We start from the raw sequence: 24,690 nt of genomic DNA on the forward strand, positions 1-24,690 counted from the left end.
GACCCCGGGCCGGTGTGCCCGGCCCGGGGTTAGGTTTCGCGGGTGTCCCTGACCCCCACCAGCTCGCCAGGCTCGCGGGCCTCGCCACTGTGCTCGGCCTCGTAGCTCTCCTGCGCGGCACGGGCGTAGCAGTACACCGAATAGCCCTCAAACCAACCATCGCTGTCGTCGTCCCACGCCTGGTCACGGATGAAACCGCACCCACAGGGACACAGCAGCTCACGCTCGTAGACCTCGAGGGCCCCCAGCAGGAGCGTGTCCGTGACAGTCCACCGCTCGATCCCGGTCAGGAACACCTCCGTAGGGCGGCGCCCCCACGAACGCGCCCCCCGCAGCAGATTCAGGACGTAGCTGTTTCGGGGGTGGGCGAGAGCCCGTGCAAGAAAGGGATGTTCACCTGCGGAATGCTTGTGTTGACGAGGCGCGCTGCGTTCGCAATCGCCATGACCTGTACTGGCGTGGCCTGGTGGAGCTGACGCAGCAGATCCACCGTGAAACCGGCCGGCTCCACAATCTGGTCGGCCAGCTGGTGCAGCATCAGCTCCAGCTCATCGGTGACCCCGGCCGCCTGCAGCTGCTCCCGCCTGGCTGCGAGTGCCTCGCCAGAGCGCTCCTCGACCACCACATCCAGCGCCGAGGCAAACAGCTCGTCGCGCACCGCCAGGGCGTCACGGATCAGATCCTCGACGGGCTGGGCGGAGGCGCGAGCTGCGGCGATCTGGGCCGCGAGCGCGTCCAGGTCAGCCGCGAGGTCAGCTCGCCCATAGACCGTGACGGCCCGGCGGGCTGAGCGCACCCCCTGGATCCAGGACAGCAGGTCCAAATCTGCTGGCGTGGTCTTGACGGGGACCTCACGTGAGGCGGCCTCGAGCGGGACCGCCCCGAGCGCGTCTGTCTCTGGCGTGGGGCGGGGAGTGGGCTCGCCCAGAGAGCACTCCTCGACGGCAGGGTCGTAACGGTCAGACATGTGGGTGCCTTCCTAGTAGATGCGTACAGGTGTGGGTGCTTTAGGGGTGGGAGGGCCGCGCTGCGCACCCACAAATCAGCGCGGCCCTCCACGACTTGTTAGGCCGCGACCTTGGCGCCCTCGTAGGCGGCCAGCACGCCGAGGGGGACGGTGCGCTTGATGTAGCCCTCCCGACTGGAGGGCTTCTGGGCGGTGTCAGCGACGACGTGATAGCCGTCTACCTCCTGGCCCTCAGCCCAGGCAACGTCGTGCTCGGCGTTTTCGCGCTCGTACGCCCAGAACTCGGCCCCCTTGGTGTTCAGGAGGTTCCATGCCTCGTCCTCACCAGGCAAGGACTTGCCTGTGGTCGGGTCGAGGTAGCGGAAGACAGTCACCGAACCGTCGTAGTTCGTGGCACCGAAAGACTTGCCCGTGCCGACATTGCACAGCTCGGTCTCGTTGATGGTCTCAGAGCCCGTCGCACCCAGCTTGTAGTCGGACTTCATGATGCGCAGCGAGATTGTCTTGCCGGCGTTGAGCTCGGCCACGGTCGGCTTGCGCGGGTCGACGGGCTTGGTGGTCAGGAATGTCAGGCGGATGCGGCCGTCTGCGAGCACCTTGGGCATTTCAGGACTCCTTCCGGGAGGACTTGTGAGAGGGACGGGTCTCCAGCGCGGTAGCGACGGAGACAGTCGGGGCAGACGGCGGCGCCTCAGCAGGCTGGGCAGCAGCCGGGTCGGTGCGGGTGAACGGGCCGCCCAGGTCGGTGTCGAACCAGTGCTCGGGGACCAGGACACGCTCGCCGGTGTCACGCCGCCAAGCGGTAATTAATTCGGACATGTTCATTTCCTTTGGGATCGGAGTCGATAGGTATCGACGCAGTAGAGAGGGTGGGCCGAGGTGTGAGGCAGGGTCACCTCGCGGTCAGGGACGATGGTGGTGGAGTCGATCAGATGCACAGCATCGACCTGCCAGCCGGGCACCTCCAGGCGGGCCGTCTGGATCGCCTCCCGGACGCGCGGCAGGGAGGCCACCAGGTTTTCTGCGCAGTCATCCACCACGGTGGCGTAGAGCCGCTCGTCAAGGTCCGTGGCCTGGCCAGCCAGGGCCGCAGCCTGTGGTCGGCCACCCGTAGACCACAGCAGCACATACGGCAGCGGCGGATTACGCCCCGTCACGTCGTAGCAGTGGACATTCAGACCGCGAGCGCGCAGGACGTCGCGCAGGGCCATCACGTGTGAGATCACCGCACCACCTCCGCCAGCAGACGAGATAGGCGCTGCTCGATCTGTTCGGCCTCATCGCGTAGTGCCAGGTACGGGGCCGGGACACTCCCCCCGCCGCGTGAGGTGCCGTAGTAGGCGATGTGGGCCAGGGGGGCGGGTGTGCCCGGGCCAGGACCACGCAGACGAGCACGCCGCCCACGCGAGCCCGCCCGCGCGGTAGAGGCCACTACCTGGCCCATATCCGGGCCGATCACGGCCTCCACCACCCCCGGGGCGCGGTAGACGTCGTAGCGGATCGTGCGTGCAACCTGGCGGAAATGCCGCGAGCGCGACATCTCGGCCGCCAGGCGCTTTTTGATCACGCCGGCGCCCTTGGCGATCACGCGGCCGGCCTCCCGGCCAGCCGCCGGGCCCGCGCGCCGGAAATCGATGGCCAGGGCCGTCAGCTCGCTGGAATCGATGTGCACACCCATCAGGCACTCACCTCATCCACCAGGAGCCGCTGCGCCGTAGCCGAATCCGTCTCGTGTGGGCCGGCCACGGTAAACCGCCGGTCGGTGGCCACGACCGTGATTTGGTCACCCACCATGCAGCGCGGCGCCGTGGCCGGGATATGCACCTCGTAGCGCTGCACCGTGGCGGTGTGGCCGGCAGCCTCTGGATTGGACTCGTAGGGCTGCTGGGTGCGGATCCTGGCCCCGCCCTCGTAGACCGTGGTGAGAGTAGGGCCGTAGCGGCCATCCACGCCCGGGCCCGGCGGGCCCGGGCGCTTGATCACCACGTGCGTGGTCATGCGCCGCTGCGCGGCACGCCGGCCACGCTCCAGCCCCTGCTGCCCGCTCACAGCCCCACCCCCGGCCCGCCCGCGTAGAAAGGCGTGGCCACGGGGCGGATCGTGAACGATGGCGGGCGGGGCCGGCCGGGGGTGAGGAGTTCCCACTCCTGGTCCGTCAGGTACAGCCCTACCCTCGCCGCGTCCGGGTCCAGCCGGTAGTAGTAGTCGTCAATGCGCTCGTCCTTGATCCCGTCGGGGTTTTTCACCCGGCGGGCCACGACCTCCGCAGAGACACTACGCAGCGCCTGCCCGTCCAGTCCCTTCAGGGGGCCTAGACGCTTGGCGATGAGCTGGCCAGTCATGGCCAGCCAGTGATTGACCTGTCCGATCTCCTCGGCGGTCGTGATGGGACGCCCCAGGATGGTGGCGACGTCCTCCAGGTTTGCCAGGGTCATGTCGCCACCACCCCAGGGTCAGGACCAGCCGCGAGCGCGCAGCTGCACGGCCAGGGTCTCGTCGACCTCTACGCGCGTCCCATTCGGGGCGTGCAGCACCACCACTCCAGCCGGGACAGCCTGGCCGACCTCCACGAAGGAGTCCGTGGTGACCACGCCGGCTGCGGGCTGCTCTGCGGCAGCGGAAGGCGACAGCTCCCCGGCGACGTCCTCCACGACGTCCTCGGCGGGCTCGGCGGGCTCGGCGGGCTCGGCGGGCTTAGCAGGGCGGGCCATGTCAGGCCTCCTTGATCTTGACGAAGGCGTCGGTGTCGGCGACCACGAAGCCGTACTCGGCCTCGGCCAGCACCGCCACCAGGTTGTTCTCGAAGAGGGAGACGAGCTGGCCGCCGATGGTGACCGCTGCCTCGGTGGAGATGCGGAAGGAAATCTGGTTCACGGCGCCCCAGGCGGCCTTGTGGAAGGCACCCATGAAGCCCACGGTCTTGTCATCCCCACCAGGGTGCGCCACACCGTCGGACATGAAGGTCTTACGGCCGAGGAGGTGGCCCCCACGCGCCACAGCCGTGGTCTCCTCGAGCGAGGACGGAACGAAGAGCGGGCGGCCCGACTTGTCGGTCTGCTCCAGGAAGGTGGGCTCGACCGTGTCGTCGAGGAGGAAACCCGTTAGCTTCTTCTTGCTGGTCGTGAGCAGCTTCATGCCGGAGATGACGTCACCATAGATCCCGCCGGCATCAGCAGAGGCCGTGCCCAGTGTGATCGCCTTGGACGTCTTACCAAGGTAGCTTTCGAACGGCCCTGTGCCGGTGCCGGTGCCGTCGAGGTTGTGCAGCGCAGCCAGGTCGAAGGCGCGACCGAATGCCTCAGCGATCTCATCCATCAGCGCGTCGGAGTAGCCACCGGGATTCTTACGCACCACCTCAGCGGACACCACCGCGATGGTGGCCAGCTTCTTCGGTACGACCTTCAAGATGCCCATGCCCATCTCGGTGGTCTGCTTGCGCTGGCCTTCCTGGACCCACTGGGCCTGCGGCTTGTTCGTGACCATCGGGATGACGTTGCCGGACTCCCCCACCTCCATGCGGCGGACGAGCGACTGCACCACGGAAACGCGCGCAGCCTCCTTGAAAATGTTCTCCGACTCTTCCGGAGAGAAAAGCTCCTTGGGGAGCTTGTCAGTCGTAGTTGCGGCAGAAATGCCCATGAAATACTCCTTCGTTCAGGCTTGCGACTGCGTTGAGTGGGTATGGAAAACGCCCCACAGCACGGAGCTGCAGGGCGTTGAAGGCGGGCGGCTAGTGGCCGCGAGCACGGTTACCGCTCGAAAGCGCGGCGGAAAGCGTCCTCGAGGGAGGAAGAGTTCAGCGGGGTCGATGAGCTCTTGCCCTGCGTGGGATCCGGGGCCGGGGCAGAACGACGCTTGCCGGCGTGCGCCAAGAGCTTGTCTGCCTGCCCCTCCAGGGCCTCCTTCGTGTCCGCCGTCAGGAACTCGTGCAGGTCTGCCGGCAGGCTCTTGGCAGCAGCCACCTCTGCGCGGAGCTTGGCCAGCTCGGCGCGCGCGGCGGCCTCCTTGGCTTCGGCGAGCTCCTTGCTGGTAGCGGCCTGCTGCTGCTCGAGCTGCGCAATGCGCGCGGCGAGGTCGGACCCCGACGGCTCGCCCTTAACGGGATTACTGGCCGGGGCCTTCTTCTCCGCCGTGGCCGGCGTGAGAGCGGGCTTGGCCGGCTGCTCGATGACCTCGGCAGCGGCAGGTGTCTTGACCGTCTCTGCGGCACTGCCTTCGGCACCCCCACCAGGGGCGGGGGCCGACGCGGCAGCGGACTTCGAATTGGTGCTGTTGGGCATGGATTCTCCTTGTCGTGGGTACAAAAAAGCCCCGCACCAGTCGGTACGGGGCAGGTTGAGGGAAGCCTCGGGTTACTCGGTTGGAATCATAGAGTCAGGCAGAGCCCGGTTCGCGTTAACAGCAGCGAATACCGACTCCTCCTCCACTTCATCCGCTCCGCTACTTCGCAGCAACTCCAGCGGGCTAAACTGCTCCGGAATCTTGATCCCCTCCCCAGTCGCCTCCCAATATCCGGCTATCAGGAGCCAATGCTCACCCGCGCCCTCGGCCGACTTCACTCGCAGCGCCGCACCCTCGCTCAATCGCGGCAAAAGCCACTCTCGCAAGGCAAGCGCATGCCTGTTGAAGGCTGTCATCTGAAGGGGCGTGCTCACGGCCCCAACTTAGCACGTCTGCTACTGCGGAGGTCCGCATACAGGCCGGGGATAGCGCCAGGATTATAGGGCCGAAGCTCCATGACCGCTCCCTCCGATAGCACGGCCACGCCCGCGCCGTTATGCGGATGGAAATTAAGCATTACTGGCAGGCCGCGCGAATACGCGGCTGCCTGTGCTCTTAATTCATTCACAAACCGCCCAGTATCATCGAAGGCAATAATGCCTCCATGCGCATACACCCAGTTAGCGCGCTGGAAAGCGGCCCGCAGGTCCCTAATGATCTGTTTTGCAGGCAATTCCTGGGGCCAAATCGTATGCAAAGATTGCCGATTGATTTCCCCGATCGGGCGGTGCGCACCAACCAAGCGCCCATTTGACCTGTATAGCCCGTCAATTGTTTTGGCGAAAAACTCCGGACGAATAACGATGTCCCCATAGCGATAGAACTGGTAACGCAACGGCCCGCGCACACGGTCTGGGTCTGGAAGCGGTTCAATGCCCAGCAAGACCTCGATCTGCTCATCGGTCAGATCACGCGGCCCATAGACCGGCCCGATCTTGTCGTGCCAACTGCGCGCACCAGCCGCCTTCCAACCGTCAGCAGGCTCCATCGGCACGCCAGAACCCGGACTGCGCGGCGGTAGCCCCCTTGGCGGGCCACCAACACCCCCAGCGACTCCACCTGTCGGTGGTAGTGCACCACGGCCACCACCGGCGTCTGTCCCGCCCGAGCGGCCCCGGCCACCCGCAGCACCAGTACCAGCGCCGTCACCACTACCAGAGCGGGCAGCGAGCTTGGCCTGACGAGCCTGGTAGAACTCGCGTGGCAGCGCCTGGCCGGCCAGGCGGGCCGCGTGGGCAGCGTCGAGGATCTCAGAGGGGATATCGGAGAAATCCAGCGTTCGCGGGATCAGCACCTGGTCAAGGTCGCGGCGTAGCGCACGGTAGGCCGTCAACTCGCCACGAGCCATGACCTGTAGGCGCCACTCCTGCTCAAACCCGGCCAGATCCTTTGGCGTGACCTGACCGGCGTCCCAGGAGATACGCGCACCACCGCGCATATGCACCGCCAGGTCAGAACCTGGGTGGATGTCCGCGAGCGCGAGTTCATAGTTGCGGCGGGCTTCGTAGACGCGCCGCTCAGCTGCGGTCATGGTGTAGATGCTGCGCGGGTCGCGCACGCCTGCGGCGTTGGCGTCTAGTACTGCCCCGGCTGCGGTTTTGCGGGTGCCTCCCCGCCCGAACTGGCCAAACCCCAGCTGGCTGCTAGGGCGCAGCGCGCCGGCCGGGACCTGTCCCTCGGGCAGGATGTAGCCGTGGCGCTCGAGCATGCCCAGCGCGCCCTGGTGGTCGAGGCCCCACTGCTCGGCCTGCCGGTAGATGCCCTCAGGGGTCAAGCGGGCGCGCGGGCGGAAGCCGCCGCGCCGCGCTACCCATTGGGAGCGTTTCGTGGTGCCCTCGGTCGTGGTCAATGCGGCCCGGGCGCGGCCACCTGGACGCCCGCGCGCAGAGGTGGCATTAACGACCTGGTGGAAGTCGGCGCCGTCACGGATCGCCTGGGCGTTGAAGTGGCCAAAGTAGCGGTCTTGCTGCTCGCGGGTCATCTCGTTGAACAGGTCGTACGGGGAGGCGGCCAGGCCTTGCTCGGCAGCTTCCTCGAACGTGCGCGCCATGGTGGGCACATGCTGACAGTCGCACGAGGGGTGGCGCTGGAAGCCCTGGTTCCAGCGGAAAATCTTGCCGGCCAGCTGCATGCAGCGCGGGCAGGACGGCAGGACGAGCTGGCGGACGTACTGCACACGCGGCCGCGCAGCGACCTCCACCGAGGACACCATGCGCGCAGAATCCGCGATCGCGGTAGTGACCAGGCGGTCCACTGCCAGCGCACCGGCCTGGCGGAGCGCGTGGAGCGTGGTGCCGGAGCGGGCGGCCTCGTCCAGGCGGTGAGCGATCGTCTGGGCCGAGTCCTCGACGTCGACCAGCCACGAGCCGCCCTCTGGCGGGGCAAGCACGCCCACAGCGCCACCCGGGTCAGACAGAGCTAGAGCAGGGACGTGGGCTCCCTGCTCCGCCAGGGAGGCAGTGGCGGCCAAGGCGGCAGCCCGGGCCAAGTGGAGTTGGGCAGCGGAGACCCGGCGGACCAGTTCCTCGACGTCGAAGGAGGCTAGTACCCCGGTAGGGGCGATCTGCTGGACCACGCGGCGCCCCGCTTGCAGCTGCTCGAGCTGCGCCTGGTGCTGCATGGCGTACAGCCCCCGGTTAGCAGCAGGGAAGCGGGGCGTGGCCACGGGCTACTCCTCCACGGTCTTGTCTTCCAGGTGAGAATCCACGGCCAGGCCCTCCTGGCGGGCAAACGCGGCGCGCTCACGGTCCTTCTCGGCCTCGCTGAACCCCAGCTCGTCCCACGCGCCCTCACGCGAGATGATCTCGATGCCGCCAGCCAGTTTCTGAATGGCGTCGGCACGCTGGGCGAAGGTGGGCGTGCCCGGGTCATGCCAAAGCACCTTCAACCGGGCGCCAGGCACCTCCTTGCCCGTGTAGAGCTGGTAGGCCAGCGCCAGCGCGTGCCCAATCTGTGAGCCCACCTCGGTGTTCTTGCGGATGATGGTCTTGGTCAGCTGCGCTTCTTGCGCCCTGATCGCACCCTCGGCTGGCGGGTTCTGTGTCGAAATGCCCATGTAGGAGTGAGGGAAGCCCGTCAGGGCCGCCACATGCCGCGCATAGGTGTCCAGCGTCTCGTGGAAGTTGGACAGGTCCGCGCCGGCCATCTGCACAGCCTTAGCGTCGGAGTTTTCGTTGACCAGCAGCGCGTCAAGGTAGGCCTCCCACATCGGGACGGGATTGCCGTCCTCGTCCTTGTACCGCTCGTTGGCCACACCGAAAACGAAGCGCTTGGGGAATGCCAAAGTCTCCATGGCGGCCTGGAGGTTGGTCAGGGCGCGCGTGGAGGCATCGATGAAGGGAATGATGTCGGCCAGCTCTGAGGTGCCTGCCCACCGGCCAGAGCGGCGCCGGTTGTAGACCGGGACGATAGGGACCATCCCCAAGTTGTGCTCGTCGCGGGCAGTCTCACGCCAGACCCCCCGGTCCTTCTCAAGCCAGATCGTTTCGTCCGGCAAGTAGACAACCGCGCCGTCAGCAGCGTTAGCCTGCGAGTCGATCTTGTAGACACGAACAGCGTGGCTGACACGGCGCGTACGCGGATCGACGTGGGCAGTCACCTCCGACGGGGACTCCACGCGCAGCAGCGGCACCCCGTCATCGTCAGCCGAACCAACCGAGATGAAACCACGCCCCGTAACCAGAACGTCACGATTAAGCAGAGGGATCTCTGCCTCGAGATCGTTGCCATCCCAAATGGCCTTCAAATCCTCGTCGGACGTCGTGGACCCCGGTAGGAGGAGAGTCTTAACGTCCTGCCGGTTTACGTAGGTGTCAACCACCAGGCGCGCCCAGTTCAAGCTCAGCTCGAAGTTACGCAGTTCCGGGGGGATAGCAATACCCATGTGAGCCACCCGGGCGGTGCCCTCGTAATAGGCCCAGTAACGCCTATCACGGGGAGACAAGCCCCCCAAGGCGCGCTCGGCACGCTTAACCAGCTCCAACACCTTTGCCACGCGGCACCTCACAATCACACGGGAGGACGGCCCCGGCGCGGGGCTATCGGAAGCGGAAAAACGGGGTGGCCTTCTTCTGGCCCCACCCGGCGGCGCGAGCGTCGGAGACTGCCTCGTGAGCCAGCACGTCAGCCATGAGCAGGTCAATCTTCATGTGCTGCTCGGGTTTGCCCAGAATGAACTGGTCGCCGGGCTTGGGGACCTTGCGGGCGTGGAGTGCATGCCGGCGCATCTCCGCGTCTGGCACGTGCTTGGTCAGGCCCTCGGCGAGGTCTTCCTGGTAGCGCACCAGGGCCTCGTGCATGCGCTTGACGCGGTTGGTGGGCCACTGCACCACTACGTCCTCGCCGTACCGGCTCTCCCAGTCATCAGCCTGGGTCTCCCAGTGGCGCGGGTCGACGTAGAAGCGCACCACCTCGAAAGTCGCGAAGACCTCAGCCACGGCAGCGTTGACCTCGGAGCGGGGTATGCGCTCCTCCGGCCACTGCTTCGGGTCCCAGAACGTGGGCCGCTTCGAGGGCCCGTAGCGCGGCGTGAACCGCACCCCGGCCATGGTCTCCGCACGCAGAGCAGTCCAGTCAGACGACCGCGAGCCGTCAAAACCTAGTCCGATAGCGATCACGGCGCCACCTCTATGTCATAGAGCTTTGCCAGCTCCGCCGGCCACGGCGTCGAGGCCTTGTCCCACGCCTCAGGTGAGATGAACGCGCCCGTGCCTTGGTAGGCCTGGTTACCGTAGAAACGCCGCGCGGTCGCCGGGTCGGTCTTGATCAGCTCGGCGGCCTCGGCCTCCAGCGCGTTCTGATCCACCCAGGGCGACCCGCGATAGACGATCTCGAAGATTTGGCGCCGTTGATCCGGGTCCATGAAGTCTAGATACTCGGGCGGGGCCTCGTAAAACGTCCAGACGTCGTCCATACCGGACTCGTAGGTGCGCTTGGCCGAGGAATCCTCCATCGGGTCCCAAACATTGGTCAGCTCAAGCGCGCGACCACCCAGCGGGCCAAGATTACGGCGCAGGGTTTCCCACGTTTTGGCGACCTTACCGACATAGAGGCCTGTCTCATCGCCCAACGCGAAATTAATTGGCGCTCCGATTTTGCCGCGCGTCGAAGCCGTCACGGGTGTTATCCGCCCATTATTCGGGGTGCGGATAAAGTCCTCACGAGGGCGAACAATCCCCCACAACGGCCCTGTGGCCGCCATGGTTTGCAACGGCTCGTAAACGTTGGCGGTCTGATCCTCGTTGAACGCCATCAGGAGGATCATCGACTTGGGGCGATGCATCCCCATCGGCTCGCCAGGCGCGTACTCGTACTCAAATCCGCAGTAGCAGCCGTTGTCCTCACATCGGTAATAGCGCTTGGCGCGGGTCTTGGGTGCCCAGCCCCCGAAAAGACACGGGCCGGCCGCCTCGAATAGCGTCAACGCCGCCCCCAGGGGCGACTTGCCCGTTTTCTGCGGCGCCACAACCAGCGAACGGCGATAAACGAACGACGTCGCGTTAGAGCCACCCCACGCGTCCAAACGCGCGTTCGGGCGCACCCGGTAATGATTCAGCAGCGCCCACAACTGCCACCCATCAGCCTCAAACGGGCGACCAATCATCGGGCCAGCCGGGACCAGGCAGTGAGCAGTGATCCAATCAGCCGCCAGAAAGCCCAGCGTGGGCCACTCCACGACCCAAGACGGATCGAGCATGCCCACCCCCAACCATCACTTGCGGGCAGCAGCAGCCTTGGCGCGGGCCCCCTTCTTCGGCGTCGAGACGTTTTCCACCGTGCGCGCCCGCCGCGTGGCCGTCGATTCGATCTTGTAACCCATCTCCTGCAACCCCCGCGTGGTCAACCCGTGGTTCTCAGCCATCCGATTGACCTGCGTCAACAACGACGCCGGCGCCGCCGCCGCGAGCGCGCGCGCCCACAGGCGGCAGTAGAGGGCTAGGTCAGCGTGGCGCCACTTCTCCTCCGGGCGTGCCCACACGCCAGCTTGCGGGTAGGTCCAGATCGTGTTCCAGCGCCCGATCTCGAGGGCGTGCAGCTCCTCGTCCTTGATCGGGGGCAGTGGCCAGGCAGGCGGACGGGCGGTTTTGGCGCGCAGTGGGAGTGATTCCAGGCGCAGGCCGGCGCGGTCGGAGCGCACCGAGCCTTCTCGAGGGGCCGGGCCGGAGCGGTAGCGAGCACCACCAGAAGGCACGTTCAACACCCCCACCAAACCGCGACTTTACCGAGTGTTTACTATTCGGGGTGGACGCGTTTTTTTGAACCCGTTTCAGTCTTTTTTGCCCTCACCGGCGGTCATTTCAAGCCGCTTATTGGGGGTTACCCCCCTGGGGTCACTTTGCCACGTCTTTACCATCGCTGGCGGGAGCTTGACGAACGCTTGCCGCCGTCCGAATTATTACAGCGACGATGAGCCAAGCCGCGATACGAACGCCGGTCCACCGAGTGGTCAAGCGCCAGGTCGTCCGTCACGCGCAGCTGCACTCCGCACAACGCGCAGTACATCGCCGCGCCAGCCTCGAGCTTGGCCAGCAGGGCAGCCCGCAGCCGGGTATGGGCACTGCCGTACCCACGCTCCACCGTGCTACCCCTCCCCCGCTCGTACTCGGCCTGGTGCGCCGGACAGTAGCGCTGGCCAGCCGGGATGAGGACAGGGCATCGGGTACCCGGACACCGCCGCATACCCACACCACCACCCCCCTCCGACCCCACTAGCACCCCACCCACGCCCCAACCCCTCGACCAGGGGCAGGAACCCGCAGCCAGCACACAGCAGAACACAGAACAACGCGCAAGAAAAAGGACCAGCAAGTCGGGCTGCGCCGACCACGCAAAATCGCCGGGGCATGGCAAGGGCCGCAGTGGTGTAGACACACTCCTGCGGCCCTTAGGGGGGACAGTACCAGAAAAACGACGCCGGCACCTGCCCCGTACCCACCCGGGCGCGTCCCCACGCGCAGGTGAGGGTCTAGCCCCGCGCGAGGCTGTCCAGGCCAGTACGCACAGCCATCAGCTGATTAACCGCACGCAACTGGTAACGACGCGGCGGCCCATCCACCACAGGCAGCGCCCGCCGGCGCGAGCACCACTTCTTGACCTGGTCCTTAGACAACTCCGGCCAGATCCCACGCAGCTGCGCGTACGTGACGAACAGGCGCTCCGGCAGATGCGGGCTGCGCAGCTCCTCCACCCGGGCACGCACCAAATCCTCCCCATCGCGGTACCAAGTGCCACACACCTCGCACTCGCCCCACTCCGGGATGCCCTCACGCCCCGGATCGGTCACTACCTGGCCCAGGCAGTGCGCGCACGTCCCCCACACCACAGGGGCATGACCAGTCGCTCGCGCCACTACCGTGTGCGTGCTGCCCACCGTCTCAGCAAACGCCTCCCAGTCCGCGTGCTCGTGCGCCCACTCCACCAAGCCCAGCAGGTACGCCAGCACGCCGGCCGGGACAGCCTCGCCACGATCCTGCGCGAACGAGACCGCCCACGACCGCAGTAGATCCAACGCGCCAGCCTCGGTACGTACACCAGCCCCACCATCCTCCGGGCGATCCAGCACACGATCCAGCCCAAACGCCAGACCATCACGCACGCCGCCCACACCAGACAGTGAGAACGACGCCCCATGCAACCCCAGCAACGCCGCGTTCACGTCACCCAGCAAAGGAAGCCACTGCATCAAATCCGACACCTGGGAACGAACAACACCAACACTCACCATCTACGCCCTGCCCCTCCCACGGCCCCGACGTCCACGACGGCGCGGCCTGCGCCGCGCACCACCCTCACCAAGACCCGAGCCTGAGCCAGACCCAGCCGGAGCCAAGCCCTGACCCTGCCCTGTCCCTGTATTTGCCAGGCCCCTGCCCTGCCCTGCCCTGCCCTGCCCTGCCAGCGCGCGTGCGCGCGGGACAGCAGATGCGTTTTGATCCGGCATCAGATCAGAATCAGATTTGATTTTGATCTGATCTGGATCTTGATTCCCGCTGTTAGGCCCAGCAGCCACACGCTGAGCAGGGGCAGCCGTCCCAGCGACAGCACGCAGACGCGGCGGCGAGACCACCTCCCCCTGCTCAACGGGCGCGGGCGCCAGGGACTCTGCTCTAGCCTCCAGGCGGGCGGGGGCGGGCATCCCAGCGACAGCACGCGCACGTGCCGGCGAGAACATCCCCTCCCCCACCCCGGGCGTGGGCGCCGATCCCAGATCATGCGGACGGAGCGCAGGCGTGGCCACGCCGCTCTCAACGTCCTCGATCTGGCCGTCGCACCGGAACAGCGTCCCCGGCTCGGCATGCTCAAACGCCAGCAGGTGTTGAGCGGCCGCGCGGGAATCGGCTTGCAGTGCAGCCCGATGGGCTGGCGTGTAGTGAGCAACCAGCCCCGCCTTGTGCGGGTCACGGTTGCCTTTTTTCCTATTGCACGAGTTGCAGGAAATCACGAGGTTGATCAGACCCAGTGCCTCCGGTATCACGTGCTCGACCTCCGGGCGGAGATCCGACTTGCGGTCAGAGCGCACAACTTTTTCCTGGCAGTACGCGCACAGCGCCGTGGCGGCCTGGCCAGACCCGGCAGGTGAGGTCTGGTCTCGGTCCCACACCGCGTCCCGCAAAGTCTTGGTGCCACGCTCCACCTGCACGGCACGATTCGCGCTGGCCTCGGCGCCGGTCTTGTACCGCAGGTGGAACCAGTCGTGGAAGATCCACGCCCCCTGCGGGGGCTGAGGGCACCGCATGCAGTCGTGCCCCGGTGCGTGCCAGAAGCCATACTCGACCAGAAGGTCAGCCAAGACGTCGACAACCTCGGGGTCAGGGATAACTCGGATCAGGGTGGAGCGGGAGATGACACCATCCTCCCTGCGCCGCTGAGTAGAGCTACCCCCCAGCGTCCACACTCCTGCCGCAGCCACACCGAATAGGACGCCCAGCTGCGGGTTCTCCAGCAGGCGGACCATTTTCGGGTGGTGAGGCAGCTCGTCGTCCACCATGAAATACGGCACCTGACCCCTTCCTCTCGTCTCTAATCGCTACATCCACACTCGCTCGTGACCGGGTCAATCCACCGGTCACACGCGACGCATCTCTCCACATCCATGGCACTCACCTCCCCTCACGGACTCGACCCTCCAGGTCAAGACACAGGGGCCGCCTGCGCGGCGTCGACGTCGAGGACCGCGCGGCCGGCCTCCTCCAGGAGCTGCTCGGAGAGACCCTCGCCCGGCTCCAGCCTCGAGAGCATCGACACGGCCACCGCCAGAGGCGTGCTCAGGCGCACCGCCCACCCGCCCGCGCACAGCTCCAGCTGCGGGTAGGCGTAGTGCTTGGACAGCGCGGTCAGAGCCGCGATCAGGCCAGGCGTGGCACCCGGGATGAGCTGCGAATCTGAGTCCTGGATGGGGGGGCGGAAGGTCCTCGGAGAGAACCCCACGGGGGTGGCGTCCTGGGTGTGGGCCGTGAGGGAGACATCCCCACCGGCGATCTCCAGCGGATCGACCTGCTCGATGGTGATCTCCCCCGAGGCCAGCTCCACCCGGAACTCTTGGCTCATCCAAAACGCGCGGGCCTCCTTGCCGCGCGGGGGCTTGTGCGCCGCCAAGACCTTCTTGGCCACATCCCCCGGGATCGCGGTCACCTCACGCTCGCCGTCGTCCCAGTCAGAGGGCACGATCGGCACCCGACACGCAGCCGCAGTCGTCCGCCCCACCGTGGCCACGATCAGGTCATCCGCCAGCGGGCTCAGGGTGATGTCGGTATCCAGCGCGGGCGCCAGCTGAGCAGCAGCGCCCAGCGCACGCACCAGGTCAAACCTGGTCACAGCAAAAACAGTCATCACACGCTCTTTCTCGCTAGAAGGGCGCCTCATCGCCCGGGCCGGGGAAGGGCTGGTGTGCCCAGGGGTCGTAATCCGTCCCCGGTCCAGGCCAGCCATAACCACCAGGAGCAGGCCCACGCTGCTGGGGCGGGCCGTAGCCCTGCGGAGCCTGCGCGCCAGGCGCCGGCGGGTGGGAGTCCGCGGGCGGGCGACCAGCCCCCACCGGAGCGCCGTAGCCGCCACCTTGTCCGCCCTCGCGGCGCTTGCGGGTGATCTGTCCAGTTGCCCACCGCAGGGACACCGCGACGTCCTCCGCACGCAGCTCGACGCTGGTGCGTTCCACGCCGTCGCGCCCCTCGTAGGTGTTCTGGGACAGGCGGCCGCGCACGATCACGCGGGTTCCCTTGGTCAGGGTTTCCGCCACGTTCTCGGCCAGTTCGTTCCAGGCCTCGACGCGAATCGAAATGGACGCACCGTCCTTCCACTCATTAGTGGCGCGGTCAAACTGCCGCGAGGACGAAATGACCCGGAAGTTAGCAACCGGGGTGCCGTTCTGAATGAAACGCAGCTCCGGGTCAGCGGCAAGATTGCCGGTAATCGTGATCTCGTTTTCGCTAGCCATGGTTCTTCTCTCGCTCTCGCTGCTCGGCCTCTTTCTCCTCCGCCATCTCCCTCGACACCTCCAACGCGGCCGCGAGCGCGGCGGGCTGGGAGTCTCGGGCGAGGCAGTGGAGGAGGGTGCGGCCGGGGCCGGTGATTCGGGCACCCCAGTGGCCGGGGTGGTGACGGGTGATTTGGATACGCCAGGGATAGGTCAAGCGCACCTCCAGCTGCGGCGGCTAGGCGCGCGAGGCGGCCCGTAGCGAGGCGCGGCTCGTATCACTGCCCTGAAGTCGATACTCAAGCCGTGCGCGTGAGGAAGCAGCCTGGCGAGACGGTCGACAAGCCAGGCCCCGGCTTCGGGGGAATAGAACGGCTCAGTGGCAACGATTTTGTCAGCGACACGGACTCTCACCGTAGGCTGCGGGGTCAAGCTAATCTCGATGCTGTCACCGGGCGATAGCTCTTCCGGAAAGAAGAGCGCGTCATCCTCACGGGTAGTAAGAGGGGCGGGCACTCTGTAAGGCGCGGACGCGCCACACGCCGCACAGAACATTCCAAACGCGTAGGGCGCCCGCCCGCACACGTGGCACAGCCTGCCCCGGGCATTGGACCTCCAGTAATCAGTCCTGCTCACTGGTTGGTCTCCCAGTCGCAGGGCGGGATCGGGCGCCACGCAAAGATCGCGTCACGTGGATACCCAGCAGCGTTAGCAAACACATGCGTTTGCCCAATCATCACCGTGCCCCTACGGTCGGGCATGACATACCCAACGCCCTCAAACGGCTTACCGTTGTAGATGCCTCGGAAGTAGGCGGGATTGTTAGGCTCCGGCAGTTGGTCACGGGTGCGAGGTTTGTAGCCCAGGCCGCGCCACTGCTCGGGCACGAGCGGGTGCTCGTCCGCCTCAAACGACCACGATTCGGCGATGCCAGAGGTCGCCCACACCACTGGCGCGGTAGGCCCGCTAACGCTCGCAACCAACGAGATCGCCACCGTCACCTCATCCGGTGGAACTAGGCCCAGGATGCTGTATGCGAGCGCGGTCAGATCCAGGGGCACGTCGGCGATGAGGACGCTCGGCGGCAAGTGCTTGTCCGCGTTGGGGCGGCGGTAGGCGCGGCGCCACTCGAGTACTGGAACGAGGGCGGTGGTCATCCTTGGGATTCCTCTCTGTGGGTGGAAATGGCCCACATGGCGGCTGCCACGGCCATGGCGCGAGTGGGGGCGGTAATCGTCTGGTGGAGCTGATGAGGCGAGGGCGCTGGGGTGGGGCGTGGGGTGATCATGGAGACCCACTCACCCTCACGGATGCGGGCAATCTTGACGTGGTAGTAGCTCATTTTGGGATTCCTCTCGGAGTCGGGCTTGTGCCCGGCGACGGTCATGGCGATTGCCGAGCCGGCGGGGACGAGGCGGCGGGAGGTAGCCCGGGGCCGACCGTAGGAACTGCACGGGGTCAAACTCGATCCCCAAGCGGTAGGTCGCGGCGAGGAACGATTCGACAGAATTAGCCGCAGAGAGTGCCGCACCGAGGCCAACGAAGTTCTCAGAGGTGATCACCGCAGCGGCAGTGCGGACGGTCACCCTCCACTCCAGGCCACGAGGGGCCACCTCGACTGAAAAGGCGGGCGGCAGGCCTGCCTCTGCCAGACGCAGAGCCTCGACAGGTAGAGGCTGTCCGGGGTGAGCGTGGCGCCACCAGGTCACCAACAGCGGAGCCGGGTCCAGGGAACGCTCCAGCTCAGCCACAGCCCAGTCCCGCAGAGCGCGCGCGGAGAAGAGGGCCGTGCGGCGTCGCGGATTGGCGGCGAGGTATGCGTCCTCGAGCTGATCGCACAGCGGGCACATCCACACCCACTCAGGAGCGATCTTTCCCAGGACGCGGCGCAGGCACGACCGCCCATGCCACGAGCCCGACTGGCCACACACGAGACATTCCGCTCCGTAGGCTCGGGCGTACCTGGAAGACGGGCCCCAGCTGGTCATGGCCGCCACCTTGTGATGAGAGCAAGCACCACGGCGATGGTGAGGGCTGCCGAGGCCACGAAAGTCGTGGCCAGGCGGGCCTCGATCAGGTCGCGGTGGGGGCCTAGGAACGGCGCCGGCACGGCGCCGTCGTCGGTGTCAGCTGTAGTGGGCTGTGCGCGGCGGGCGCGCACCAGGTCCACGACGTACAGGGCCGCCCACGCGGCAGCGGTGAGTGCGGTCAGAGCCGCACAGGCGTGCACGAGCATCACGAGTATCACGAGCGGACCTCCTGCAGGCTGGCATACGCAGCCTCCCAATGCGCCTGGGCGGAGGCGTAGCGCACCTGAGCCTTGGACAGCTCAGCGAGGGCCACCCGGTGAGTGACGGAGCCCTCCGGCGTCGTCTGGACCTCCTGCAGCCAGAACGCCTGCATGGCGTCGTGGGCACGCAGCCGCTGGCGGGCCATGGCCTCATGCTCAGCAGCCGCCACGGCGCGCGACTCGACATGGTGGGCGCTCATCGAGACACCCCCATGCGAGGCATGGCCGGACGCGGCCGGCACGAGCGCCGGTCACGCGGACGCGGCGGCAGGTGCAGGTGACGCCACTGGAACTCGCGCGGCGCCGGCGCCGGCGCCGTCACCCGGTACACGACCTCGACCTCGAGTGGGTCTCCTACCACGCAGGTGTGGAGGATCTCCACGACGTACCCGCCACGAGCACGAAAGTACTCACGCACGTGGGCGATCGCGCGGGCACGCAGCGCCAGCGACTCCGCCGCGTCCAGCACACGCGGGCGGAACCGCTTGGCCGTGCGCAAGACGTTGGTCTTGCCGTGGGCGGGGACGACCAGGCCGATGTGGGCGAGGTCGATCGTGATGAAATCCTCTGGCGCGCGCCAGCCACACGGCGCGACACATCCTGTGAGCGTGGAGACACTCATGCCTGCTCACCACCCTCACCCGCACCAGCATCGTCACCCGCGACATCGACGTCGACGTCGATGTCGTCGGTAGCCTGGTCGGCGGCGACGTCCTCACCCGCCAGCGCGGACAGCAGCTCCTCCTCCAGCTCGCTCAGCTGGTAGTCCGCGTGCGCGCGCAGCGCGACCAGGTACGCCGCTGCTTGCTCCAGCGGGCGCCGCCTCCACGGCACCACCCCCATACGCACATAGGTGGCCAGCTCCTCGCTGCACATCGACTCCAGACTGGCCAGCACCAGCGCCGTGGCCGCCTTGGCGGAGTAGAAGCGGCTGGCGGCCTGCGCCGGGGTGACCCCCAGCCAATCGCGCAGCACCTCACCCAGATCCTGATCCGACCAGGACAGAGCCACGCCCTGGTCCTGTAGGGTCACCACCAGGCGCACGACCAGATCAGTGCACTGCCACGCAGGGGCTCCCCGCAGCCAGTCCCGCAGGTGCGCGGCGCGCAGATGCGAGGACTCCACCGCCGCCGCTCGACGCTCAGCCTCCCGCGCAGCGGCCTCCTCCCGTCGAGCACGCAGGTGCCCGGCGGCAGCCTCATCCGCAGCAGCCTCGGCCTTCATCCCGGGACACGTGGCCGGCTCCAGACAGCAGCTCGACACAGACACTGCCGCAGGGTAGGTAAGGCCTGAGACCACCCGGCACGGGGCGACGCACACCTCCTGGTGTGCCGGCCCCACATCCCGCCCCGGGGTATTCCACTCCCACTGCTCAGTGCCCGTGCGCTCCAGCCACTCCTCCACGCTCAGCAGCGTCTCGCCGCGCTGCGCTGCTGCCGCGATCGCATCCCGCACCGCACGGCGCGCCATCACGTGTCCCCGCAGGGTCGACAGCACCAGCGAGCGCTCACGAGGCGGCCGGGACAGGTGGTGCTCCACCATCGGCTGGTCCACACCCAGCTCCAGAGCCTCAGCCACCACGGCCAGGACCTCGACGTCACCGGCCAGACTCTCATCCTGGGCGGCCTCACGCAGCGCGGTGACACGCTCATCGCTCACCAATCGTCGCCCCGCTGCCACCGTCTCCAGCGGGACCCGGGTCTGGGCAGAGATCTGCTCATCACTCAGCCCGAAAAGCGCCAGCTGGCCGAGCGCCTCCAAGCGGTCCCCGGAGGTCAGGGCGGTGCGCTGGTCATTGGCCACGATCTGCTCCGCGATCCGCACGGCAGCCTCATCCAGCGCCTGCGGGCGCACATACACCGGCACCGTCTCCAGACCGGCCTCGAGGGCGGCGGCCAGACGCCGGTGGCCATCGACCACGATCGGATCCCCGAAAAGATCTCGGGTGGCCGTCAGAGGCAGCAGCACACCGTGCTGGCGCACCGAGGCCACAAAATCCTCATCCAGCGCAAGGTCCCGGCGGACATTCGTGCTGGTGGCGATCTGGGACGGGGGCAGGTGCAGCAGCTCCCCCACAGGCGAGACTCGCCCGTCACGCCCTACCACCGTCACGCGCACCTGCGGGACTCGACGGCCAGACTCCACCACCGCAGCCTCCGCCGGCGCGGCGCCGGCCGGTGCCGCCTCCTTGGCGCGGGGCGTCATGCCACACCCCCAGGCACCACCGGGACACGCACCTCGATACCGCCGACCCATCCCGACCAATACAAAGGCCGCTCGGACACATCAGAGCTGGTCACCAGGCGCGGCAGGCCCATGCTGCGCACGATCTGGAGGACATCAGCCTCACTAGCCGCGACCAGCTCGACCACCACCCGATCACGCGGCACGGGCACCACCCGGCACTCGGTCAGCTGGACCTGGGACTCGAGCAGCACCAGGCCCATCCTGGCCACGACCACCGACGCCTCGATCAGCGCCAACGGCTCGAACTTCTCCGGCGCCGCCGGCGCCGCTGTCTTGGTCTCGCTCATCCCAAAATCCCCCTAACGAGCACAAAAACACTCAACATCCACACCAGCCAGGCCACAGCCAGCGCCTCGATGACCACGACCTCACGCACCCACTCGGGGAGACGCCGCCACCACTCGCCCCACCCCTGGACGACCTCGCCGCCCAGCTGGACACACCAGGCCCAGGCCCTGCGCGCCGCGCTCACCGCTGCACCACCCCAGCCGGGCCGACCGGGTGGCGGGCAGCCAGCCGGGCACGCTCACGCTCAGCCGCCGCGTGCGCATCCACACACCGCAGCAGCCTGACCAGCTGCACCACGGTCAGCACCACCGTGAGGACCAGCAGCGGTCGCGCCATCAGCAGCGCGATCACGTCCAGGAACCCCCACGCGATCAGCAAGACCACCTCGTCCCACCACGAGACCCCCGCCCGGCCGGCATGCTGGGCAGCCACCCGCACCGGTCGGACCGGACCACTCACACCACGCACGCTCATCGCTCCACTCCCCACGACTCCAGCGCCCACGCCTCCTGAATCGGCATCGGCAGCGGCGGACACACCCACCCATCCAGACGCGTGGCCTCCGGGCCACGGCGGATCCGGGCCACAGCAGCACCCACCAGCTCACCCATGCCCGGCACACCAGCCAGGTGGAGGACCTCAGCCAGCGCGTCACACGCCGACTCCCCCACCGGGGCCAGCCTGCGCGGGTACGCCGCCGGAATGGACAGAGCCGACACTGATGTGAGCGTCAAATCCTTGGACCACTCGCGCCCCGCGACCGAGCACAAAACCCGCTGCACTATCACCGGCAAGCTCCACACCCACGGGGCCAGCACCTCACGCCACCGCGCCCCCGGCCTCACGCCGCATCACCACCCACACCCACAGCAGACGCCGGCGCGGACTGCTCACGCCGCAAACGCACCACCGCACGTTTGGCAAACACCCCAGTCACACCGCACCCCCAGCAGCACGCCACAGGTCCTTCAACTCACGCTGCAGCTGCGCCCGCTCACGACACACAGCATCGAACAAGCGGTCAACGCACAGCGCCATCCTCTGCGCGTCATCGGGCCACCCCTGCCTGTCCGTCGCAAAATCGCGCGCCGTCCGCAAAAGGAGCAGCCTCGGCTCGGACGCGTCCAACGCGTCCCCCACCCACTCCTCACGCAGACGTGCCTCCTCCTCGCCTTCTGCCGGAACTCGGGAGGCGGGCCGCAGCCGGACAGCTGCGGCCGCAGCGGCCGCCTCGATCACCGGCGTAAGGCCCCCACGCAGCTTCGACAAAAGCGGCGCGAGCATCTGCTCCATCTCAGCGATGACAGTCGAGAGCACACCATCAATCTCGACCGGAAAAGGTGCCTCCTCGGTAGGCTCAGGAGTGCAAACAACCGACGCCGCCCCAGCGGCGCCACCACCTACCGAGGAGGACGAATCATGCCCACAACGGCAACCGACCTGCTGCTCGCCATCAAGTCCCGCATGCAGACCCAACAGGACATCGTCGGTGGCAGAGGAGGAGAGACACCCCAGCTGGTCACGCTGGGCACACTGCAAGTGCTCAGAGCCGAGATGGACGCGCTGTGGGAAGCAGTCGAGGCCCTGGCCGCAGTAATCGATGGGGTGCCGGTTAGCAATCACGTCCCACGCGACTACTTCCGAGAGAGCGGAAGGCTCTGACCCCGCCTCACGTGTGGGCGCCTCCTCGGTAGGCTCAGGAGTGCAAACAACCGACGCCGCCTGGGCGGCATCACCACCTACCGAGGAGGACGAATCATGTGCCCCATCACCGACGACCGACTGCGCGAGGCCGCCAGGGAAATCGCCGACAGCTACCCCGATGCCCTCATGAGCATGGCCCTGCAAGGGTCCACTCTCGCTGCCCTCGACCCCGACGAGAGGCACGCGTACGTCCTGACGATGCTTAGTGACATACGCTCGGAGATTGCGCATCTGAGGGATGCACTGGCCGCAATCGTGGGCGAGGACCTCGTCAGGGATGCGCAAGAGGTCCTGGCGGCCTCCCGTCCCAAGAGATACCCAAGCCCCGAGCGCGGCGAGACAGTATTTCCGGCCACGGAGGTTTTCCTGAGGGAGATCAGAGCGCTGCGCGCCGCCCGCGAGAGTGGAAGGCTCTGACCCCGCCTCACGTGTGGGTGCCTCCTCGGTAGGCTGCTCAGAGCCACCAATCACACGCGCCGCCGAGGCGGCGCCACCTACCGAGGAGGACGAATCATGACCGAGTTCCCGTGCAAGGTCGCCCCGCACGTCGCCGCCCGCGCTATCCAGCTGGGAACCCTCGACAAAGGCGTCGTTCGTGTCGAGATCGGGGCCTTCGCTGACCTCGAGGTCTACGACGTTCCCGCCTTCTGCACCATCACCTGTGACGGGGGATGGGACTACGGGGAGCTCATCGACGTTGACGAGTCCACCCTTCTGCGTCTTACCGAGGCCGAAGATCGGCTCGTCCGAGAGTGGCTTGCGGCGTCGCGCTGGCACGCTATCGCGGTAACGGAGCACGGCATCTACCTGCGCGTCTGAGCAGACCTCAGCGAGGTAGGCGCGGCCAATCTGGAAGGTGCCGTTAGGGAGTAGACGGGCCGGCATGCGGCCGTCCTTTAGTGCCTGGATACAGGCCGAGCACGCTTGGTGCCGGTAAGAGGCGGCCACGTCGTTCTTCATGTCTGCCCAGCAGAAGACGCAGGCGTGCGCCGGCGCGGGCCGCTTGGTGGGGTACTCGTCGATCCCCCACACTTCCAGCGCGTCCGGGTCAAAGCCATCTTGGAGCGCACGACGGTAACCGCGATCCCCCAGGAGCTCAGACATGGCCTCAGACCAGTACGCGGAACGGGAAGCTCCCTTGTCGGACTGCTGCTCGCGCTCCGCGAGCCAGCCCATCGTGCAGTCTCCCTGCCTGGCGAAGTTGGGAACGTGTGCCATTACTCAGGCCTCCTTGTCTAGCGTGGGGATAGTGATGACGCACAGCTCGGGCCAGGAGTCGCGGTCTGCCAGCGGTCCGCCCTCGGCCAGTGCGATAGCGAGGATTCGCTCGGCCAGCGAGTGGTACGTCTCGGCACGGCGGGCCGCGTCAGCCGCAGCGGCGACCAGGTCAGCGCGATCCATGCGCAGCTGCACGCTCTGAATCCACGACGGGAAGTACGCCTCTGCTGCCGCTTCCAGCGCGGCCGCGTGAGACTCCAGCGCCCGGGCACGGGCACGAGCCAGGAAGATCCGGCCCACCACCTCCACCGCAGGATCACCGATGCTGTCCGCGCCCCGCATCGCGGGAGCGAAAAGGCTCGCCGTGCGAGACCAGCCACGCTGCGCGTGCAACGCCAGGAACCCGTCCTTGAACTCCTCGCTCACTCCGACTCACCCCCACCGCGAGCGCTACGGGCAGCGCGGAGGCTCTCGACGTCGGAGGCCAGGAACCGGTGGTGCCCGCCTGGCGTGGTGAACGCCGGATTGAGAATGCCCTGGCTCACCCACAGCCGGACGGTGGACTTGGCAACGCTGAATAGGCGTGCCACATCTGCGCTTGTCACATACGTGACGTCCGGCTCTTCAAAAGGCGCTTGTGCGCCCGCTTCTCGCGTCATGTGCTAGATGGAAGCACATGCCAGCCTGTCGCGTCAAGCGCGAATGGCACTTCTGCCGCCCGCCAGTCTCGTTTCCATGCGCTATTCCCGCTATTTGCGCTAGCCTTTCCTCATGAGCACCATGACCATTACCCCGGCAGCCTGGATCCCTTCCGACGATTCATTTGGGGCGCGACTTGCGCTCGTGCGCCAGCGCTTTGGCTGGAACATGAAGGAGGCAGCACTTTCCTGTGGTGTGCCTCAGGGCTCCTGGCGCGAGTGGGAGCTGCGAGACCGCGCGCCGCGAAACCTTGCCGACGTCGCCCAGGCGATTTCGGCGCGCACTGGAGTGGACACCCTCTGGCTGATGACAGGCAGCCGCCCGGGCGGTGGCGCGCCCAAGCCGACCAGTACCGGCCCTGTCGACTCATCGTCCACCGTCCTGGGAGACAAGGTCTCCCAGATCATGCGCTTTCAGGGGCTGAACCCAGAGCGCATGTCTGAGGCCATGGCCGAGAGCCGCGAGCGCGTGGTGGCGCTGCTCGAGGGGCGGGAAACGTGGAAGGCCGCAGACATTGCGTCTGCGGCCTCCGTGCTCGGCGTGTCTGCCGATTGGCTCCTGCGGTTGGACTCGAACCAACAACCG

38 protein-coding genes are annotated in these 24,690 nt (G+C 67.1%); 4 read left to right on the plus strand and 34 right to left on the minus strand.

The features are described 5' to 3' along the window. Nucleotides 1-29 precede the first annotated feature (29 nt). The 32 genes from AC4PWQ_RS04460 to AC4PWQ_RS04615 form a co-directional block, all read right to left on the minus strand. Nucleotides 30-296 (minus strand): hypothetical protein, encoded by a 267-nt coding sequence (locus AC4PWQ_RS04460; protein ID WP_492089872.1) that lies wholly within the window; start codon nt 294-296, stop codon nt 30-32. A gap of 44 nt (nt 297-340) precedes the next feature. Next, entirely contained in the window at nt 341-967 is a 627-nt protein-coding gene (locus tag AC4PWQ_RS04465; RefSeq protein ID WP_492089873.1) for a hypothetical protein, read from the minus strand. Between the two features lie 98 nt (nt 968-1,065). After that, entirely contained in the window at nt 1,066-1,572 is a 507-nt protein-coding gene (locus tag AC4PWQ_RS04470; RefSeq protein ID WP_492089874.1) for a phage tail tube protein, read from the minus strand. Between the two features lies 1 nt (nt 1,573). Next, on the minus strand, nt 1,574-1,786 hold the full coding sequence (locus AC4PWQ_RS04475; RefSeq protein WP_492089875.1) for a hypothetical protein: 213 nt from the start codon (nt 1,784-1,786) through the stop codon (nt 1,574-1,576). Between the two features lie 2 nt (nt 1,787-1,788). Next, nucleotides 1,789-2,193, minus strand: a complete 405-nt coding sequence (locus tag AC4PWQ_RS04480) for a hypothetical protein (protein WP_492089876.1) — start codon at nt 2,191-2,193, stop codon at nt 1,789-1,791. Continuing rightward, nucleotides 2,190-2,645: a hypothetical protein gene (locus AC4PWQ_RS04485; RefSeq protein WP_492089877.1), complete on the minus strand. Its 456-nt coding sequence runs from the start codon at nt 2,643-2,645 to the stop codon at nt 2,190-2,192. The genes AC4PWQ_RS04480 and AC4PWQ_RS04485 overlap by 4 nt, the downstream gene beginning before the upstream one ends. After that, the gene (locus AC4PWQ_RS04490) at nt 2,645-3,016 is read right to left on the minus strand and encodes a DUF6093 family protein (protein WP_492089878.1); all 372 of its coding nucleotides are present in this window, start codon (nt 3,014-3,016) and stop codon (nt 2,645-2,647) included. The genes AC4PWQ_RS04485 and AC4PWQ_RS04490 overlap by 1 nt, the downstream gene beginning before the upstream one ends. Further along, on the minus strand, nt 3,013-3,402 hold the full coding sequence (locus AC4PWQ_RS04495; RefSeq protein WP_492089879.1) for a hypothetical protein: 390 nt from the start codon (nt 3,400-3,402) through the stop codon (nt 3,013-3,015). The genes AC4PWQ_RS04490 and AC4PWQ_RS04495 overlap by 4 nt, the downstream gene beginning before the upstream one ends. An 18-nt stretch (nt 3,403-3,420) precedes the next feature. After that, nucleotides 3,421-3,678, minus strand: coding sequence for a hypothetical protein (locus AC4PWQ_RS04500; protein ID WP_492089880.1), 258 nt, complete (start codon nt 3,676-3,678; stop codon nt 3,421-3,423). A gap of 1 nt (nt 3,679) precedes the next feature. Beyond that, the gene (locus tag AC4PWQ_RS04505) at nt 3,680-4,606 is read right to left on the minus strand and encodes a phage major capsid protein (protein WP_492089881.1); all 927 of its coding nucleotides are present in this window, start codon (nt 4,604-4,606) and stop codon (nt 3,680-3,682) included. Nucleotides 4,607-4,716: 110 nt separating this feature from the next. Then, entirely contained in the window at nt 4,717-5,247 is a 531-nt protein-coding gene (locus AC4PWQ_RS04510) for a hypothetical protein (RefSeq protein WP_492089882.1), read from the minus strand. A gap of 72 nt (nt 5,248-5,319) precedes the next feature. Next, a complete protein-coding gene (locus tag AC4PWQ_RS04515; RefSeq protein ID WP_492089883.1) occupies nt 5,320-5,622 on the minus strand; it encodes a hypothetical protein in 303 nt (100 codons plus the stop codon). Continuing rightward, nucleotides 5,619-7,913 (minus strand): hypothetical protein, encoded by a 2,295-nt coding sequence (locus AC4PWQ_RS04520; protein WP_492089884.1) that lies wholly within the window; start codon nt 7,911-7,913, stop codon nt 5,619-5,621. The genes AC4PWQ_RS04515 and AC4PWQ_RS04520 overlap by 4 nt, the downstream gene beginning before the upstream one ends. Nucleotides 7,914-7,916: 3 nt before the next feature. After that, nucleotides 7,917-9,242, minus strand: coding sequence for a phage portal protein (locus tag AC4PWQ_RS04525; RefSeq protein WP_492089885.1), 1,326 nt, complete (start codon nt 9,240-9,242; stop codon nt 7,917-7,919). A gap of 43 nt (nt 9,243-9,285) precedes the next feature. After that, entirely contained in the window at nt 9,286-9,864 is a 579-nt protein-coding gene (locus tag AC4PWQ_RS04530) for a hypothetical protein (RefSeq protein WP_492089886.1), read from the minus strand. After that, on the minus strand, nt 9,861-10,943 hold the full coding sequence (locus AC4PWQ_RS04535) for a hypothetical protein (protein WP_492089887.1): 1,083 nt from the start codon (nt 10,941-10,943) through the stop codon (nt 9,861-9,863). Before AC4PWQ_RS04535 ends, AC4PWQ_RS04530 begins: the two co-directional genes overlap by 4 nt. Nucleotides 10,944-10,958: 15 nt before the next feature. Then, a complete protein-coding gene (locus tag AC4PWQ_RS04540; protein WP_492089888.1) occupies nt 10,959-11,444 on the minus strand; it encodes a hypothetical protein in 486 nt (161 codons plus the stop codon). A gap of 149 nt (nt 11,445-11,593) precedes the next feature. Beyond that, nucleotides 11,594-11,926 (minus strand): DUF8602 domain-containing protein, encoded by a 333-nt coding sequence (locus AC4PWQ_RS04545; RefSeq protein ID WP_492089909.1) that lies wholly within the window; start codon nt 11,924-11,926, stop codon nt 11,594-11,596. Between the two features lie 286 nt (nt 11,927-12,212). Continuing rightward, on the minus strand, nt 12,213-12,902 hold the full coding sequence (locus AC4PWQ_RS04550; RefSeq protein WP_492089889.1) for a hypothetical protein: 690 nt from the start codon (nt 12,900-12,902) through the stop codon (nt 12,213-12,215). A gap of 69 nt (nt 12,903-12,971) precedes the next feature. Then, nucleotides 12,972-14,246, minus strand: coding sequence for an HNH endonuclease (locus AC4PWQ_RS04555; RefSeq protein WP_492089890.1), 1,275 nt, complete (start codon nt 14,244-14,246; stop codon nt 12,972-12,974). 131 nt (nt 14,247-14,377) lie between these two features. After that, complete coding sequence (locus tag AC4PWQ_RS04560; RefSeq protein ID WP_492089891.1) at nt 14,378-15,076, minus strand: hypothetical protein; 699 nt, start codon at nt 15,074-15,076, stop codon at nt 14,378-14,380. A 16-nt stretch (nt 15,077-15,092) separates the two neighbouring features. Then, on the minus strand, nt 15,093-15,680 hold the full coding sequence (gene ssb / locus AC4PWQ_RS04565) for a single-stranded DNA-binding protein (protein WP_492089892.1): 588 nt from the start codon (nt 15,678-15,680) through the stop codon (nt 15,093-15,095). A gap of 611 nt (nt 15,681-16,291) precedes the next feature. Next, nucleotides 16,292-16,816 (minus strand): hypothetical protein, encoded by a 525-nt coding sequence (locus tag AC4PWQ_RS04570; RefSeq protein WP_492089893.1) that lies wholly within the window; start codon nt 16,814-16,816, stop codon nt 16,292-16,294. Next, the gene (locus AC4PWQ_RS04575) at nt 16,813-17,001 is read right to left on the minus strand and encodes a hypothetical protein (protein ID WP_492089894.1); all 189 of its coding nucleotides are present in this window, start codon (nt 16,999-17,001) and stop codon (nt 16,813-16,815) included. Before AC4PWQ_RS04575 ends, AC4PWQ_RS04570 begins: the two co-directional genes overlap by 4 nt. 642 nt (nt 17,002-17,643) lie before the next feature. Continuing rightward, nucleotides 17,644-17,907, minus strand: a complete 264-nt coding sequence (locus AC4PWQ_RS04580) for a hypothetical protein (protein WP_492089895.1) — start codon at nt 17,905-17,907, stop codon at nt 17,644-17,646. Then, nucleotides 17,904-18,149 carry a hypothetical protein gene (locus AC4PWQ_RS04585; protein WP_492089896.1) on the minus strand — a complete coding sequence of 82 codons (246 nt, stop codon included), beginning with the start codon at nt 18,147-18,149 and terminating at the stop codon, nt 17,904-17,906. Before AC4PWQ_RS04585 ends, AC4PWQ_RS04580 begins: the two co-directional genes overlap by 4 nt. After that, nucleotides 18,146-18,571, minus strand: coding sequence for a hypothetical protein (locus AC4PWQ_RS04590; RefSeq protein WP_492089897.1), 426 nt, complete (start codon nt 18,569-18,571; stop codon nt 18,146-18,148). Before AC4PWQ_RS04590 ends, AC4PWQ_RS04585 begins: the two co-directional genes overlap by 4 nt. Continuing rightward, a complete protein-coding gene (locus AC4PWQ_RS04595; RefSeq protein ID WP_492089898.1) occupies nt 18,568-20,154 on the minus strand; it encodes a ParB/RepB/Spo0J family partition protein in 1,587 nt (528 codons plus the stop codon). Before AC4PWQ_RS04595 ends, AC4PWQ_RS04590 begins: the two co-directional genes overlap by 4 nt. Beyond that, nucleotides 20,151-20,483 carry a hypothetical protein gene (locus AC4PWQ_RS04600; RefSeq protein ID WP_492089899.1) on the minus strand — a complete coding sequence of 111 codons (333 nt, stop codon included), beginning with the start codon at nt 20,481-20,483 and terminating at the stop codon, nt 20,151-20,153. The genes AC4PWQ_RS04595 and AC4PWQ_RS04600 overlap by 4 nt, the downstream gene beginning before the upstream one ends. 181 nt (nt 20,484-20,664) lie before the next feature. After that, nucleotides 20,665-20,958, minus strand: a complete 294-nt coding sequence (locus AC4PWQ_RS04605; protein WP_492089900.1) for a hypothetical protein — start codon at nt 20,956-20,958, stop codon at nt 20,665-20,667. Beyond that, nucleotides 20,955-21,218: a hypothetical protein gene (locus AC4PWQ_RS04610; RefSeq protein WP_492089901.1), complete on the minus strand. Its 264-nt coding sequence runs from the start codon at nt 21,216-21,218 to the stop codon at nt 20,955-20,957. The genes AC4PWQ_RS04605 and AC4PWQ_RS04610 overlap by 4 nt, the downstream gene beginning before the upstream one ends. A 199-nt stretch (nt 21,219-21,417) precedes the next feature. Next, entirely contained in the window at nt 21,418-21,801 is a 384-nt protein-coding gene (locus AC4PWQ_RS04615) for a hypothetical protein (RefSeq protein ID WP_492089902.1), read from the minus strand. Between the two features lie 102 nt (nt 21,802-21,903). Between AC4PWQ_RS04615 and AC4PWQ_RS04620 the strand changes: the two genes are divergently transcribed. The 3 genes from AC4PWQ_RS04620 to AC4PWQ_RS04630 all read left to right on the plus strand — a co-directional run bounded on the left by AC4PWQ_RS04620 (nt 21,904) and on the right by AC4PWQ_RS04630 (nt 23,007). Further along, nucleotides 21,904-22,146 carry a hypothetical protein gene (locus AC4PWQ_RS04620; protein ID WP_492089903.1) on the plus strand — a complete coding sequence of 81 codons (243 nt, stop codon included), beginning with the start codon at nt 21,904-21,906 and terminating at the stop codon, nt 22,144-22,146. A 96-nt stretch (nt 22,147-22,242) separates the two neighbouring features. Then, the gene (locus tag AC4PWQ_RS04625; RefSeq protein WP_492089904.1) at nt 22,243-22,605 is read left to right on the plus strand and encodes a hypothetical protein; all 363 of its coding nucleotides are present in this window, start codon (nt 22,243-22,245) and stop codon (nt 22,603-22,605) included. A 96-nt stretch (nt 22,606-22,701) separates the two neighbouring features. Further along, on the plus strand, nt 22,702-23,007 hold the full coding sequence (locus AC4PWQ_RS04630) for a hypothetical protein (protein WP_492089905.1): 306 nt from the start codon (nt 22,702-22,704) through the stop codon (nt 23,005-23,007). Between the two features lie 402 nt (nt 23,008-23,409). On the opposite strand, the gene AC4PWQ_RS04635 is transcribed toward AC4PWQ_RS04630, so the two are convergent. Together AC4PWQ_RS04635 and AC4PWQ_RS04640 are read right to left on the minus strand one after the other, a co-directional pair. Then, nucleotides 23,410-23,832, minus strand: coding sequence for a hypothetical protein (locus AC4PWQ_RS04635; RefSeq protein ID WP_492089906.1), 423 nt, complete (start codon nt 23,830-23,832; stop codon nt 23,410-23,412). Then, a complete protein-coding gene (locus AC4PWQ_RS04640; protein WP_492089907.1) occupies nt 23,829-24,065 on the minus strand; it encodes a helix-turn-helix domain-containing protein in 237 nt (78 codons plus the stop codon). Before AC4PWQ_RS04640 ends, AC4PWQ_RS04635 begins: the two co-directional genes overlap by 4 nt. A gap of 112 nt (nt 24,066-24,177) precedes the next feature. On the opposite strand from AC4PWQ_RS04640, the gene AC4PWQ_RS04645 reads away from it, so the two are divergent. Further along, a partial coding sequence (locus tag AC4PWQ_RS04645; protein WP_492089908.1) for a helix-turn-helix domain-containing protein occupies nt 24,178-24,690 on the plus strand: 513 nt, incomplete at its 3' end.

It is taken from the genome of Buchananella sp. 103232, assembly GCF_058725725.1.